Origin of the sequence: Sphingopyxis sp. YR583, assembly GCF_900108295.1 — a bacterium.
Classification (GTDB): domain Bacteria; phylum Pseudomonadota; class Alphaproteobacteria; order Sphingomonadales; family Sphingomonadaceae; genus Sphingopyxis.
Genome location: NZ_FNWK01000001.1, coordinates 679,619 through 694,888, shown reverse-complemented (window position 1 = coordinate 694,888; position 15,270 = coordinate 679,619). Strand labels below are relative to the sequence as shown.

Annotated in this window: 8 protein-coding genes and 1 riboswitch; of the genes, 7 read left to right on the top strand and 1 reads right to left on the bottom strand. The window is 60.3% G+C overall.

Annotated elements, in window-relative coordinates:
* The first annotated feature begins 221 nt into the window (after nucleotides 1–221).
* From BLW56_RS03130 to BLW56_RS03115, 3 genes are all read left to right on the top strand, one after another.
* Entirely contained in the window at nucleotides 222–1,064 is an 843-nt protein-coding gene (locus BLW56_RS03130) for an energy transducer TonB (protein ID WP_143043353.1), read from the top strand.
* Between the two features lie 463 nt (nucleotides 1,065–1,527).
* Nucleotides 1,528–4,317 carry a M16 family metallopeptidase gene (locus BLW56_RS03125; protein ID WP_177175788.1) on the top strand — a complete coding sequence of 930 codons (2,790 nt, stop codon included), beginning with the start codon at nucleotides 1,528–1,530 and terminating at the stop codon, nucleotides 4,315–4,317.
* Between the two features lie 783 nt (nucleotides 4,318–5,100).
* Nucleotides 5,101–5,228: riboswitch (SAM-I-IV-variant riboswitch) on the top strand.
* A 51-nt stretch (nucleotides 5,229–5,279) separates the two neighbouring features.
* The gene (locus BLW56_RS03115; RefSeq protein WP_305809692.1) at nucleotides 5,280–6,503 is read left to right on the top strand and encodes a threonine ammonia-lyase; all 1,224 of its coding nucleotides are present in this window, start codon (nucleotides 5,280–5,282) and stop codon (nucleotides 6,501–6,503) included.
* Between the two features lie 201 nt (nucleotides 6,504–6,704).
* On the opposite strand, the gene BLW56_RS03105 is transcribed toward BLW56_RS03115, so the two are convergent.
* Complete coding sequence (locus BLW56_RS03105; RefSeq protein ID WP_143043351.1) at nucleotides 6,705–7,049, bottom strand: hypothetical protein; 345 nt, start codon at nucleotides 7,047–7,049, stop codon at nucleotides 6,705–6,707.
* A gap of 256 nt (nucleotides 7,050–7,305) precedes the next feature.
* Here BLW56_RS03105 and BLW56_RS03100 point away from each other — a divergent pair, with 256 nt between their 5' ends.
* The 4 genes from BLW56_RS03100 to BLW56_RS03085 all read left to right on the top strand — a co-directional run bounded on the left by BLW56_RS03100 (nucleotide 7,306) and on the right by BLW56_RS03085 (nucleotide 15,264).
* Nucleotides 7,306–7,866, top strand: coding sequence for an RNA polymerase sigma factor (locus tag BLW56_RS03100; RefSeq protein ID WP_371262199.1), 561 nt, complete (start codon nucleotides 7,306–7,308; stop codon nucleotides 7,864–7,866).
* Nucleotides 7,863–8,939, top strand: coding sequence for a FecR family protein (locus BLW56_RS03095; RefSeq protein WP_093509185.1), 1,077 nt, complete (start codon nucleotides 7,863–7,865; stop codon nucleotides 8,937–8,939). Before BLW56_RS03100 ends, BLW56_RS03095 begins: the two co-directional genes overlap by 4 nt.
* A gap of 99 nt (nucleotides 8,940–9,038) precedes the next feature.
* A complete protein-coding gene (locus BLW56_RS03090; RefSeq protein ID WP_177175787.1) occupies nucleotides 9,039–12,497 on the top strand; it encodes a TonB-dependent receptor in 3,459 nt (1,152 codons plus the stop codon).
* On the top strand, nucleotides 12,394–15,264 hold the full coding sequence (locus BLW56_RS03085; RefSeq protein WP_093509183.1) for a M16 family metallopeptidase: 2,871 nt from the start codon (nucleotides 12,394–12,396) through the stop codon (nucleotides 15,262–15,264). Before BLW56_RS03090 ends, BLW56_RS03085 begins: the two co-directional genes overlap by 104 nt.
* The last annotated feature ends 6 nt before the right edge of the window (nucleotides 15,265–15,270 follow it).

Here is a 15,270-nt window from a genome sequence, read left to right as displayed (position 1 = left end):
GTGGCCGCTGGCTGGGTCGGCCGCCCGGACAATTATCGGTGCCTGTTCCGATTAGACGTGCGAGACGGCAAGACCCGCATCGTCCGGCAGGAAGGCTGCGCGCGGTGCAGCGGGAAGGGCAGGGGCAGGGGCAGGGGACAGAACCGCCGCACAGGCCGAATGACTTGCGCGCGCGGGCGTGGCATGAGGACAGCATGGCGGGTGGACAGGATATCGGCCCCATGGGCTCGCGCTGGGCGCGGGGGCTGCGCTCGGTCGAGCGTATGCCGGGCGGCGCCTTGCTCTACCGGGTGTTTTTCGGTTCGCGCGAGCGTCCGGCGGCACAGCGGCTCTCCTTCGACGATATCGACCGCGCCGAGGCGAACGGTCAGCCGCTTCGCATCTGGTTGGTCATCATCGGCGTGCATCTGCTGCTCATCCTCCTCCCGGTGGTCGCGCTGCTGCCGCCGCCCGAGGCCGATACCGCTCCCGAAAAAGGCATGATGGTCGACCTCATCTCCGAGCCCGACCGCGAAGGCGGGACCGGACGGCATGAGGTGGCACCGCTGAGCGCCGCCAGCGCGGTCGAGGCCCAGGAAGGGCGGGCGGCAGGGTTGCCGGTGCTCGCCTCACCGGTCGCCCCGAGCGACCATGGCGTTGCCGTCGGCGATACGCCGTTGGCGGCCGAGGCCGCTACGACGGCGCTCGACGCCCCGCGCGCGCCGGTGCCGCGCGAGGCGCCCGCCGCGATCGGGAGCGTCGCGGCGGGCCCCGGAACCATGTCCCCCGACGAGGCGCGCTGGGAGGGCGACATCCTCGCGCGCATCGGCGGCCGCAAGCGCTATCCCGCGCGCGCGCTCGAGGCCGGGGTCGAGGACAAGGTCCTGCTCCGGCTCGTCATCGACCGCGCGGGCAAATTCGTTCACGCCGAGATCGCGCGCAGCGCCGGGCATAAATTGCTCGATGCCGAGGTGCTCGCGCTCGCCCGCCGCGCGGCGCCCTATCCGCGCCCGCCGGCATCGGTCGTTGGGCCGACCGTGACGCTGATCGTCCCCGTCGACTTCGTCGTGACGAAAAAGAAATAGCGCTCGGCGCGCGGCTGTCCGGACAGGGCTGTCCGGACGGTGTCGCGTGCGCGCGGGGTCTTCTGCGCACCGGGTATCGGTGAAGCGCGATATGGGGCGCCGGATCGGCAGGGCTCGGTGCGGGCTCGTAGCGCCGCGGGTGCGGAAATCGCGATCCCGAACGTCTTGGGATGTGACGGTGCAGCGGCCGGTCCCCGTGTCGCCAGCCCGTTATTGCGCAGTTCTTTGGGGAAAGACTTGCTGCCGCAATCAGGGGCCGGCGCGGCTTTGCAGTGCGCCGCCGCCGGTCCCGCCTCGCCCCGAGACCCCGCCGCCCTGCCGGCCTCTGCGGGCTTTCGGTTTGGGCGTCCTTGCGTTGGTCGAACGCGGTGGCCTGTCCGTCGAGCGGGCCCCCGCCAGGGTGCGGATATTCCCCGTCCAGACGTCTTCTTTTCCGATACCATATTCTGGAGGGAAGATTTTCATGACATTGTTCAAGCCTTTTGCCGCGGCGCTGCTCGCGTCGGTGGCGCTGACGGCTATTCCGGCGGCTGACGCGAAACCGGCTGGTGCCAAGGCCGGCAGCACGGCGGTGAGCGCAGCCGATCCGCTTGCCGGGCTCGAGGTCGATATTCCCGCAAAACGGTTCGTGCTGAAGAACGGGCTGACGCTGATCGTTCATGAGGACAAGTCGGCGCCGCTCGTCGCGGTCAATATCTGGTATCATGTCGGCTCGAAGAACGAGCCCGCGGGCAAGTCGGGCTTCGCGCATCTCTTCGAACATCTGATGTTCAACGGCTCGGAGCATTTCAACGACGACTTCTTCAAGGCGACCGAGAAGATCGGCGCTTCCGACCAGAACGGCACGACCGACAACGACCGCACCAATTATTTCCAGACGGTGCCGAAGGCGGCACTCGACTCGATCCTGTGGCTCGAGAGCGACCGCATGGGGCATCTCCTCGGCGCGATCGACCAGGCGAAGCTCGACGAGCAACGCGCGGTGGTGAAAAATGAGAAGCGCCGCGGCGAGAATAATCCCTATTCGAAGGCGCAGGATCTCATCATCAAAGGCACCACGCCGCCCGACCATCCCTATGGCCACAGCGTCATCGGCTCGATGGAGGACCTCGACAACGCCTCGCTCGACGATGTGAAACAGTGGTTCCGCGATTATTATGGTCCCTCGAACGCGGTGCTCGTGCTCGCCGGCGACATCACGCCCGCAGAAGCCCTCGCCAAGGTCGAGAAATATTTCGGCGACATCGAACCCGGCACGCCCGTGTCGCAGCCGACGAGCTGGGTGGTGAAGAAGACCGGCACCGTCCGCGAGACGACCTATGTTCGTGCCGCGCAGCCGGTGTTTATCCGCACCTGGAACATCTCCGACTATAAGTCGGCCGATACCGACTATCTCCAGTTCTTTGCGCAGACCTTCGGCGGGAGCCGGACGACCCCGCTGGTCAAGCGCCTCGTGATCGACGAGCAGCTTGCGACCGAGGCCGATGCGAGCGTCAGCAACCGCGAAATCGGCGGGCAATTCTCGATCAGCGTCACCGCCAAACCCGGGGTCGATCTCGCGAAGATCGAGAAGATCGTTGACGAGGAACTCAAGAAGGCGATCGCATCGGGCCCGAGCGCGAGCGAAATGGGCAAGGTGCGGACCCAGAATATCGCCGGGCTGGTGAAGGGTCTCGAGGCGATCGGCGGCTTTGGCGGCAAGGCCAATCTCCTCGCCGAGAGCGAAACCTATCTGGGATCGCCCGATGCCTGGAAGACCGGCTGGGACCGCTTCCGCAAGGCGACCCCCGCCGACCTCCAGGGCGCCGCGAAACGCTGGCTTTCGGACGGCGACTATGTGCTCCACATGGTGCCGTTCGGCCAGCTGTCGGCCTCGGCCGAAGGCGCCGACCGCACAAAGATGCCCGAGCCCGGCGCAGCCGTGCCCGCCGTGTTCCCCGCGGTCGAGCGCGCCGAGCTCGCGAACGGGCTGAAGCTCGTCGTCGCGCGGCGCACGGGCATTCCGGTCGTCAACATGTCGCTGCTCGTCAACACGGGCGTCGCAGCCGACTGGCAGCGCGAGACGAAGGGCGCGAACGGCTTCGCGGCCGGGCTCATGGATCAAGGCACAAAGACGCGCACCGGCGACCAGCTCTCCGACCAGCTCGGCGCGCTCGGTGCCAGCGTGTCGTCGGGCGGCGGCGGCGAGAGCAGCGTCGTCTCGCTCTCGGCGATGAAGCCGACGCTCGGCAAGGCGCTCGACATCTATGCCGACGTCGTCCTCAATCCGGCCTATCGGATCGAGGATGTCGAACGCGCCAAGTCGAATGCGTTGGCGGGGCTCGCCGCCTCGAAGCAGGACGGCGCCAAGGCAGCGGGCCGGCTCGCGGGCTCGATCCTCCATGGCGCGGACTCGCCCTATGGGCAGCTCGTCGAAGAAGCCGATATCGCCGCGATCGATCCCGCGAAACTCACAGCATTCCATGACCGTTGGTTCAAGCCCAACAATGCGACGCTCGTCGTCTCGGGCGATACCAGCCTCGCCGAAATCCGTCCGCTCGTCGAGGCGGCGTTCGGCAAGTGGCAGCGCGGCAGCGTTCCTGAGCGGATCGTGCCGCTGACGCCCCCGGCGACGAAAAGCATCGTCTACCTCATCGACAAGCCCGGCGCGCCGCAGTCGGCAATCACCGCGAGCGTCATCGCGCCGCGCCGTGTCGAGGGTGACAATGCCGCGCGCGGCGCCTTCATCTCGGCGATCGGCGGCAGCTTCACCTCGCGCATCAATATGAAGCTGCGCGAAGAAAAGGGCTGGGCCTATGGCGCGAGCGCCGGCATCGGCGGCGGGCGCGGCAGCCGCACCTATTCGGCAAGCGCGACCGTGCAAACCGACAAGACGGCGGAATCGATGACCGAGATCGCGAACCTTTTGAAAGGCGCGGTCACCGACAAGAAGATGACGGCGAAGGAGCTTGCCGACGCCAAGGCCAATATGAGCCTGGGCCTCTCGAGCCAGTGGTCGAAGACGGCCGGTATCGCCGGCGCGGTGATCGACCAGATCAGCTATGATCTTCCGCAAGACTATTATGCGACTTATCCGCAAGCGATCGATGCGGTCACGCTCGAGGCGGCCAATGCGGCGGGCGCGCAGATCCTCGCGGGCAAGCCGCTGACCTGGATCATCGCAGGCGACCTCAAGAAGATCGAGGCGGGCGTCCGCGCGCTGAATATTGGCGAGGTGCGGGTGATCGATGCCGACGGCAAGGTCATTCGCTAAGCGCGTCACGCGCCGGGCCGGACGGCACGTCCGGCCCGGCGCATTGACGTCAGATGCATTGCCGATGTGTCGCTACGCTCATCGGTTCCCGGCTCGTGTTTGGCCACCCGTAGCAGGCGCAATTTGACCCCGTCAGCCCGAGGGGGGAGGCTGTCGACATGCGCCCGCAGGGCATTGGCCTTTCTCGGATATCGGATTGCGGTCTGGGGACTGATCTTGGGGCTCTGCGAACCTATTCGGTCGGCCGCGTTCACCATGGCCCGGGTTTCGGCACGCACGGCTTCGACTGTGCGCAAGAGGCGGTGCGCCCTGCTAAGTTTCTTCGATTTGGCCATGGTGTTTGCTCCCGTACAGGAGCAAATGGCAGCCCATTTCAGAGAGTTCGAATCTTCGATCCCGAAACAGGGTCTCGTGATACCGTAAGGGATCAATATATCTCGTCGGGGTTGGCCGCTTCAAGTTCAACATCGCAAGAGCAGGCTTTCCCAGGCGCCATCGATCCGCCCGCCTCCGATGCCGAACGGTTTAATTTCGAGGCCAAATGCTAAGTCTCGCTTTCGATTGACTGCATTTTTCAAACCATTTGCCCATGCCCGGCTAAAAAAGTCGGTCCCGATGTGCGGGAATGGAAGGCTCGCGCGTCTTACCCTTGAGACGTGGTGAGAGTGGGTGGTGGGCCGCGAGGCTGAGCCGACCCGGGGAGGGCCAGGCGCCGGGCGAAAGTCCGGCTGAAGGCCCTCCCGCCTCTCATCGGTCCGGATCATGGATGCGGGTCCCAAGCCGTGTCTGCATCAGGAGACGGGCGTACGCTGCTTGGCGGGGCGCCCGCGCCAACCTGCGCTTCCCGCGCAAGGTGGCGGCTCTTTCCACGGGAAGAGCGATGCGGCCGAACGGCAACCAACCGGGGTTCCCATTCACGGCCGCGTCATCCCGGTGCTTGTTTCAAAGCCAGGGGTAGCCGAGTGAACCAGACCATTCCGACTTTCGCCGATATCGAGGCCGCCGCTGCGCGCATGGCGGGGCAGATCATGGCGACGCCATGCGTGCCGAGCCAGACGCTCTCACGCCTCTTGGGCTGCGAGCTCTTCCTCAAGTTCGAGAATCTCCAGTTCACCGCGAGCTTCAAGGAGCGCGGCGCGCTCAACAAGATATTGGGCCTCCTGCCGCGCGAAAAGGCGGCGGGCGTTGTCGCCATGTCGGCGGGCAATCATGCGCAGGGGGTCGCCTATCATTCGGCGCGCCTCGGTATCCGCGCGACGATCGTGATGCCGCAGGGGACGCCGCTCACCAAGGTATCGCGAACCCGCGACCATGGCGCGAAGGTGTTCGTCTCGGGCGCTAACCTCGTCGAGGCTTATGACATCGCAGAAAATTATGCCCGCAACTTCGGCCTGACGATGATCCATCCCTATGACGATGGCGAGGTCATCGCGGGGCAGGGGACCTTGGGGCTCGAGCTGATGGCGGCGGTGCCCGATCTCGACGCCATCCTGCTTCCGGTCGGCGGCGGCGGGCTGGTCTCGGGGGTTGCGATCGCCGCGAAAACGATCAACCCCGCGATCAAGGTCATCGGCGTCCAGTCGGCGGTCTATCCCTCGATGGCGCGCGCGATGGCGGGCGAAGAGGGCGTACTCCCCGACGGCGTGACGATCGCCGAGGGCATCGCCGTCAAATCGGCGGGCCGCCTGACGCGGCGGATCGTCGCCGACTGGGTCGACGAAATCCTCGTCGTCGAGGAGGCATCGATCGAGCGCGCGATCGCGCTCCTCCAGTCGGTCGAGAAGACCGTCTGCGAAGGCGCCGGCGCGGCAGGGCTCGCCGCGGTGATCGAGCATTGCGATCGCTTTGCCGGGATGCGGGTCGCCGTGCCGCTCACCGGCGGCAATATCGACGCGCGTATCTTCGCGAACGTCATCCTGCGGGACCTCATCCGCTCGGGCGCGCTCATGCGCATCGATGTGCCGATATCGGACCAGCCGGGGTCGCTCGCAACGCTTGCCACCGTGCTGGCCGAGGAAGGCGCGAACATCGTCGAGGTCGCGCACGAGCGGATGAGCCTTGCGCTCAATCCCAAACGCGCCGCGCTCGATCTCGTCGTCGAGCTGCAGGACGGCGAGCATGGCGACCGCGTGCTCGGTGCGCTCCGCGAAAGGGGGTTCGATGCCGCCGCGCGCGCGATCGGTTGACCGCCGCCGGCTCATGCGATCGCAAAGCTGGCGTCCGCTCTTCGATCTCCCGCGCGAAGGCTCGGCGTTGCACCTTGAAGCGTCCGGCGAGGCTGGCGAGCGGCCGGTCGGTACCTCCGGTCGGCCGGCAGCGTTGGTGGACGCGTCATGTGCGCCGGACGATACCGGCGATCGGGAGAGCGTCCGCCGTGAAGACCGCCGCTAGAGTTTGGTGGACAGGACCGGCTGCTCCGGCAGCTCGGCGGGGAGCATGAAGCGCGCGCCGCGGACGTTCGGCAGGCGCCGGAGCGCCTGGAGCAGAACGAGCGCCGCCTCGTCATCCTGCGCGCCGAGATCGACCTCGATCCGCTGGATCCGCGTGCCGCGATCGGTCCGGATCGTGAAGGGCAGGCCGTCGTGCTCGCGGATTGTGCCCAGCACCCGGTCGAGGATGAACGGGCAGTGCTCGGTCTCGACGACGAGCTGCATCATGGCGGATCGCGCAATCTTGGGGAGCGCCAGCGGCACCGGAAAAGAGATCGACGGGCGGCACTGCTGATCGGCCATTTTTATCCCCACGGCGCGCATCGGACGTCGATGCACAAGCGCCCCTGGACATAAGACGCTTCGCAGCGGCAAATCAGCAACGGGCGTCCCGAATTTCCTGAGCGGGCGGAGGCGTGGACGGCAGCGCATTTAACGCAAATGGTGAGTATGACTGGCGGCTGGCGCGGTTCGATTGCGATTCAGATGGGCGATTTGAACTTATCGTTCGCAATTGCCACCGGAACGGATCGAATTATTTTGCGAAATCTGTTCCTGTGTGGGGGGTGGGCTGCGTCTATCCTGTGGGGAAGAGGAGGTGCAAGCAGCGGCTGTGAGCGAGGCGCGCACAAAATTGGATGCATTGGGCACGGCTTATCGGCCGGCGCTCATGGCCTTTTTCGTGCGCCGCGTCCGCTCGACGGCCGAGGCTGAAGACATGACGCAGGAGATTTTTATGCGTCTCGCCGACGCCGACCTCGACCAGATCGAACGACCCGAATCCTATTTGTTCCGCATGGCCGCCAATCTCGTGCGCGACCGCGCGCGGCGCGACCGGGTGCAAACGGGCATCAAGGATGAATATGCGCAATTGCCGGGGATCGGGATCGAGTTCCTCGACCCGCACCGCGTCGCCGAGGGCCATGACATGCTGCGCGCGCTCGATGCGGGGCTCGCCGAACTGCCCGAGCGCACCCGCCATATCTTCATTCTTTACCGGATCGAGAATGTCTCGAAGAAAGTCATTGCGGATCAGTTCGGGATTACCGACAGCGCGATCGAAAAACATGTGCGCCGCGCGATGCGATATCTGATCGAGCGGCTGGGGAGGCGGCCATGAGCGAAGAGGGCAAGGGCTCGTCAGGGGGCGCGCCCCGCGATATGTCCGCGATTGCCGACAAGGCCGGCGAATGGTGCATGATCTTCGCCGAGCGCGCGCTGACGCCTCTCGAGGCGATGGCGTTCGAGGACTGGATCGAGGCCGATCCCGAACACCGCCAGGCGTTCGAGCGCGCGAGCTTCATCTGGCGTGCGCTCGACGGCAAGAACAGCTCGCCCGCCTTGCTCTCGATGCGGATGGAAGCGCTCGCCGCGCTCGCCGGGCAGGATGATGCCCGAAACGCGTCGATCCCGCCGCGCTGGTGGCAGCGCCCGCTGGTCCGCCGCAGCGGGATCGGCGCGCTCGCGGCATCGATCGTCGCGGCAATCAGCTTTATGGCGTTGCAGCCCGCTTCGGTGCCTGCGGGTGTCCAATATGCCACAGCGCTCGGCGAGCGGCGCGTGGTGATGCTCGACGACGGCTCGCGGCTGTCGATGGATGCGGCCTCCGAGGTCGACGTCGCTTATTCGCAGGACAAGCGCGAGCTCGTCCTCAAATCGGGCCGCGCGAAATTCGATGTCTCCAAGGATCCGCTCAAACCCTTCACCGTTATCGCGGGCGACAAGATCATCGTCGCGACCGGCACCTCCTTCTCGGTCGAAATCCTGAACGGCGAGGTCAATGTGGTGCTGTTCGAAGGCCATGTCGCGGTCTTGAATCGCGCGACGCGCAAGCCCGCGGTCGTGCCCTCGCACGGACGGCTTGATGCGGCGGACCAGCTCTTGAAGCCCGGCCAGGAATTGTCGCTGCCCGCCGTGGGCGCAGCCAAGCTCGAGACGGTCGACGTCGGCATGGCGCGAAGCTGGGAGGCGGGGCAATTGAGTTTTGCCGACGAGCCGCTCGCGCAGGCGGTCGAGCGGATGAACCGATACTCCTCGACGAAGTTCGCGATCGGTGATGCGGCGGCGGGCCGGGTGGCGATCAGCGGCGTCTTCAATTCGGACGAAGTGAACGGGTTCGTCTCGGGGGTGACCGACGTCTTTCCGGTCCGGACGATCCGGCGCGGCGACGAAGTGCTATTCGTGACAAAATGATGAAAATTTTTTGATGCCCCGTTCCTGTTTCTCCCTTGGGCTGCGTCCAGGGTTTGAGGGCCAGGAAAATATCCGGCCTCGACCATGAGGGGAGTGATAATGGGGACCAATCTGATCCGTGCGATGCTTCTGGCTTCGGGAAGCGTTGCAGTCGCAATGACCGCCATGCCGGCGGCCGCCTACGCCCAGGAAGCCAGCTACCAGATCGACATTCCGGCGCAGGCGATGGGAGACGCGCTCCGCGCGCTCGGCCGGGCCACCAAGCAGAATATCGTATTCGACGGTGCTGCGGTACGCGGCAAGCGCAGCGTGGCGGTCAAGGGGCGCGTGACCGCAGGCGAGGCGCTTCAGAAGATGCTGTCGGGATCGGGACTGGTCATGGCGCGCGGCGCGGGCGGCGCGCTGACGGTGCAGGCGGGAAACGCGCCCGCCGTCGCTAGTCCGGCGCGCGCGGGACAGGGGCAGGGTCTGCTGGTCGGATCGGTGCGCGATCACAAGACCGGTGCGGCGCTCAAAGGGGCTCGCGTCGAGATCGTAGAGACGGGCGAGAACACGGCGACCGGTGATCTCGGAGATTTCCGCTTTGCGCGCTTGCCGACTGGCGAGGTGACGCTGCGGATTTCTTACCTCGGCTTTCCTGAGCAGACCGAGACGGTTTCCGTCGTGGGCGGTTTGACCAACCGAACCGACATCTATCTGGGGTCGGGCGCAACGACCGAGATCGTCGTGATCGGGCAGGTGTCTGCACGCGCGCAGGCGCTCAATCAGGAGCGCACGGCCGAGAATTCGACGACAGTGATCTCTGGCGACCTTCTGGGCAATTTTAACGGGACTACGGTATCTGACTCGCTTCGCAGAGCGCCTGGAGTTAGCTTTATTCAAGACCAGCGCACCGGCGATGGGACCAATATCATGGTCCGTGGAATGACGCCTGACTACAATCAGGTGAAGCTGAACGGTGTTCCGTTGCCCGAAGGAAGCGGCACTGGGCGTGCAGCCAATCTTAATAGCCTGCTGTCGGATTCCGTATCGGAGATCAGGATAAGCAAGACGCTGATGGCCAGTCAGGATAGCTCCGGATCTGGCGGGCTCGTGGAAATTGAAACTAAGTCGCCCTTGGATCGTCCTCGACGATATTTTAATATTCGCGCTGACGGCACAAAATATGGGAAGGGATTTGGAGACGAATATCTCATATCAGGCACAGCCTCGATGCGTTTCGGAAGTACCAGCAATTTCGGTATCAGCGCTTCGATGCAATATCGAAAGCAGAGCCTGTCGAGCTACGAATTTAATACAAGTGGCGTAGTCGGAGCGTACCTTCCTTTGGCTGCAAATGGGCAGCCTGCTACACAAGCAGACATTGATCCGCGAACGCCTTTTCCGCTCACGCCTGGCGGAAAATATTATATCACCAATGCGACGGCGAGCCGGACTGGACTTGATGCGGAGACACAAAATATCTCGGCTTCGGCCGAGTGGCAGATCAGCTCCGGAACGAACCTACGACTGGACTACATCCACGCACGCCGCCTCGAAAACCGATACAGCAGCAGTCTACTCCTCTCCCAGCCGTTTCGTTTCAATGCGTTGCGCCCTATTGCTGCCGAGGGGGGGGCTCCGCGTTACACTTATTTCAATGCAAATCTTAACCTTTCTATATCGAACACGCTTTCATTCGCAAAAGATGTCGAAGACACGAGCGATTCTTTCATATTCCGAGGTGAAAGTGCATTCGGTGGGCTGACCCTCAATTATGTTGCAGGACATACCAAGGGAAGCACGCGGACGCCTGAGGCAATCAATAATCTAACACTGGGCGCCTCTTTGCCCATTCCTAATAACTCTCCTTTTCTCGCCCCTGTGGCGATTGATCCTGCCACTGGGGGTGTCGTCACGATCTTTGGCCCGCGCACGGGCGATGGGTTGCCTGAACCACTCCTTTCCGAAGCTGGATTTAGCGCGCTAAATAACGCCACGCGCCGCTTTCAAAGCTCCTTTGGCGAAGTGGATTCACGGGGGTCATCGCAAAACTACTATGGCGACCTGAGGGCACGTTACGACTTGGCAGGCATGGCGCTGAAATATGTCGAGGCAGGCGTCAAGTTCGAACAACGCAAGTTCGTAAATTTGGTGGGAGCGGCCTTTGGCTATAGCGGAATACGAAATTCAGCGAATCAGTTTCCTTCAGCCTCAGATCTCGGCCTTGTGTTGGAAGGCGCTTCATTTCGACCGCTCACTGGCCAAGAAAGTGTTTATCGATCAATCAGTCCTGCCAGCGCTCGAGTGTTCTTCAACAATATCGACGACTACGTATCTCAAGGGCTTCTGAGAACATATGAGGAAATTCCGGAGGCCGTACTCAAGGATAAGAACACCGTTGAACGTGATTTCACTGGATTTGTCCAAGCGCGGGCAGACGTCGGGAAAATAGAAATCATTGGCGGGATCCGCTTCGAGCGGAGCAGCGTGAAAGCGTTCGTTGTAAATGACGTGCAGGTATATGATGAATTTGGCGAAATAGATCAGCCATACTATTTATCTTCGAGGGTAATTAGCAAGGACAGGGATAGTATAACATCTATACTCCCAAGAGTGCTGTTTAATTTTAGGCCTAATAGTGAGGTTGTAGTTAGAGCTGGGTATTATTCAACTATAGCGAGGCCCGCTATTTCGCAGCTTAATAGTTCATTTACTGTATTTTATAGTGCACAGAGAGTTTATGGGCCAACTTCTTCTCAGCCCTCATTGCAGATATTAAAGGGAAATCCGGGGCTGAGGCCGGCTCATTCCCATAATTTTGATATTGGTGCCGAATGGTACGATGAAAGCGTGGGCGTAATAAAAGTTAACGGATTTCTAAAAAGAATCTCTAACTTGATCGAAAACAATACCATCAGCACGCTCGATGCATTGGACGGAATTGAGCTTCCGGACCACCCCTCGATCGTGAATCGTCCCGATGACACCTTTGTAAGGGTGTCAATTCCTAGTAATAACTCTAAGATATCTACTATTTGGGGAGTGGATTTTGCGTTTGAAAGGCGGTTAGAATTTTTGCCTGGCATCCTGTCCGGGTTGGGAGTTTACGCAAATTTTGCTTATAACGATAGCAGTAAGACGATAACCCAAACTTGGGGCACTGCGCCGGTATATGAAAATGGAGTTTTAGTTCGCAGGCAAGGGATCTCTTACGAGCTAAAGACACCGTTTGCAGGTTCTACTAAGTATTCAGGAACATTTGGTGCTACATATTCGAAGTATGGGTTGGATGCTACGTTATATTATACGTATCAACCTGACAGATTGACTGGATTTGGTAGTAACGGATTGGATGCCTATAATGCAGGATATGATTCATTAGATTTTAGAATGGTATACGGATTCAAAATAGGAAAATCTGATGTAAGAATCTCCTTAGAAGGAAGGGACCTGCTCAAAGGATCTTCGGATTATGGTTATGGTTCTTATTTCGGAAACAAGGATTTGCAGATATTTACCCAGAAAAGCTATTTTGGCGGCAGAAAATTTGCGTTTGGAATATCTGCTGGATTTTGATGGATTTTCGTGGGTTTTATTTATGAAATTCTTCAAAGTAGCGTTGTTGTATTTTATCGCTCTCATATTTTTTGGTGTTACTGTGAGTGTGGCCGCGCAGGATGGAATCGATCGAGAAACTGCGAGAAGTTTGCAAACTGGTACCCTCGCGAATGGGTTAGCCTACTACATCCAGCGCAAGGGGCCCTCCTCGGACAAGATCAGCATTTCGCTCATTGTCCGGGTAGGGGCGGCGCACGGCGTGCCTCATGAACTGGAAGCAGCTCATGTCATTGAGCATATCGTAGTGGCAAAGCTAAGAGATGTTGACACCAAAGGTTCAATTTCTGAGCGCGTTTCGCGGATGGGTGGAACTCCTGGCCGCGACTATGGAGCGGGCGCCGGTTTCCAATTTACGAGCTACACTGTCAAGGTCCCTGCGGGAGATCCTGCGGCCCTAACAGCGGGAATTGAAATACTTACTGATTGGGCTTCCTCAATGAAGCTAGAGGATGATGAGATTGATCGCGAGCGTAAGGTGGTGGCTGAGGAGGCACGACTTGCGGCGCCATCTTTTCACTCGAACTTAGGGGTTCGACACCACAATTGGTATCCGCGAGACGCGCTTTACCATTGGGAGATACCGTTGCGGGGAACGGTCAGCGCGGGCCCTGAAACTGTCAGGGCACTACACGGCCGCTATTACGTTCCCGGCAATATGGCTGTCGTAATCGTGGGCGCGATTGACCCAAACATCGTGTTCGGGGAAATTTCCTCGCGCCTCGGCCCGCTTCCAGCCCGAGAGGTGCCTGCCCCACTGGGAACCACGGTCTCTGATATTACAGGGGGCAGATATATTGATGTTTCCCACCCTGACCAAAGTTCCACCCGCGTCGAGGTGACTTACAAATTTAGGCGAACGAAGCGGGGTCAAGTTCAACGAGCGAGGGAGACAGCGGTCCTGCGGATTGCCAACCATCTGCTGCCCGATGCAATGGCCGGCCTTACGCAACGATATGCAGCCCCGACAATTGAGCTTTTAGCAGACGTAGAGCCGGGAAATTTTGCGGGAGCAAGTGGAGTCGATATATATAGCTTTAAAGCGCGCGTACGTTCTGAGCGCACCGCGGCAGGACTGGCCGAGATTTTCCACCTCATATCTACAATACATCGCGAAGATTTCGACGATAAGTCTATCAAAAAAGCTAAAACTGCGGCGCTTTATAGGTTGAAAGACGACGATGATATTGGGGAGACTCACAACCGTTGGGTAGATCATTTCCTCTTTGGAGCGTCCGATGCGTCGGTAGCGGATATCCGAGCGGCAATCGAGTCGATGACGCCTGCTGAATTCAATCAGGCGTTCCGGCAAATTCTTGATCCAACTCACCGCGACATTTTCGTTTTCCATTCGCCAAAAAATTCGGCATTTGTTCCCGATAAGAAGGCCGTGGACGAGTTAATAGCGCAGGCCGACCGCGTAAAGCCGTTGCCGCTCTCGATTCCGAAATTGAGGCTTCCAGTATTTGAGCCGCTAAATTCTTCACCCGCCGTTTTTCGAGACCCCAAGTCAGAAGCGGATGGCTTCATGCGCTGGACATTGCCAAAGTCTGGCGCAACTTTGCTCTTCAAGCGGACAATTGCGTCCCACGTAGAGGCGGCTCTGCTGCGGCCTGGAGGCGCTTCGCGGTTCCCGGTCGATAAGATGGAACAGGTGCTGGCGGTCGGTGATGTGGTGAAGGCGTCAGGCTTCGCGGGATTAAACCAGTTTGAAGCCCAGAACTTTCTTCAATCTAATGGAATCATGTTTGATCTGTCAGCTACAGCTGATCGTGAAGAACTGAAAATTGGCGGACCCGCCGACAAATGGAATTTAATCTTAAAAATTGCGCGAGCGCAGTTCGTTCAGGCGCGCTGTAGCAGGGAAGGTTATGGGGAAGTGATGTCGCGGATTGCTCGTAACATTGACGAGCCGGACACTGCGTTTCTCCCTCGGACCAAGTTCGAACAGGCAGTGGCAAAGGTGTTAGCTAATCCGATACTTGGGCTCAGCGAACAGGAGCTCGACTTCAGGAGGATTTGCGGCTTTCATCGCGAAATTTTCAGCGATACTGAATCCATGACGATCGTGATAACCGGAAACCTCCAGCCGGGTGACGTTTACCAATCGGTTGCTGATAGGCTCGACATTCCTGCATCGGTTCGAGTCAATGTTCCGAGCGTGCGAAAGCTGCCAGACACGGAAGCCAGCCGGACCACGGTCTATGACGGCAAAGACGCTGCGATTGTACGATTAACAATTCAGCGTAGCGACCTTGATCCTGCATCTGATCATGCCGGAGAATTAGCCGTTAAGATCGTTCGCGAGCGTCTCGAGGCAAGAATAAGGGTTGCAGAAAAGGCTTCATACTCCGTGTCGGCTTTTTTCATGCGCTCAGCGAAGCCTGATCGGGCGAGTTTCAACATAGAATTCAATTGTGATCCTAGAAATGTGGAACGGCTCATTGAGGCTGTGAAGGACGAACTGCTAAGTTTGCGGAAACGTGGTGTTACGCAAGAGGAGTTCGCTGGAGTTTTGAAATTGCCACCTCGTCGAGCAAATAATACTGCCATTGCGGAGCGATGGCTTGTTAGGGGCTCAGTACAAGGCGCTAACCCTCCGAATTACAGAGATATCCTAGCTTGGGTGGAACGGTTCACCGACCTTTCCCGCCTCGCCGAGATTGTCCAACTTCCGATTGCGGCCAATTCGGCGACCCCGACGAGCGACCAAAGTTCTGGTTTATAGAGTCCT

Coding starts and splice junctions, on each gene's coding strand:
- BLW56_RS03130 (WP_143043353.1), top strand. CDS start 222: ATGGGCTCGCGCTGGGCGCGGGGGCTGCGCTCGGTCGAGCGTATGCCG.
- BLW56_RS03105 (WP_143043351.1), bottom strand. CDS start 7,049: ATGGCCGATCAGCAGTGCCGCCCGTCGATCTCTTTTCCGGTGCCGCTG.
- BLW56_RS03125 (WP_177175788.1), top strand. CDS start 1,528: ATGACATTGTTCAAGCCTTTTGCCGCGGCGCTGCTCGCGTCGGTGGCG.
- BLW56_RS03095 (WP_093509185.1), top strand. CDS start 7,863: ATGAGCGAAGAGGGCAAGGGCTCGTCAGGGGGCGCGCCCCGCGATATG.
- BLW56_RS03090 (WP_177175787.1), top strand. CDS start 9,039: ATGGGGACCAATCTGATCCGTGCGATGCTTCTGGCTTCGGGAAGCGTT.
- BLW56_RS03085 (WP_093509183.1), top strand. CDS start 12,394: ATGGTTATGGTTCTTATTTCGGAAACAAGGATTTGCAGATATTTACCC.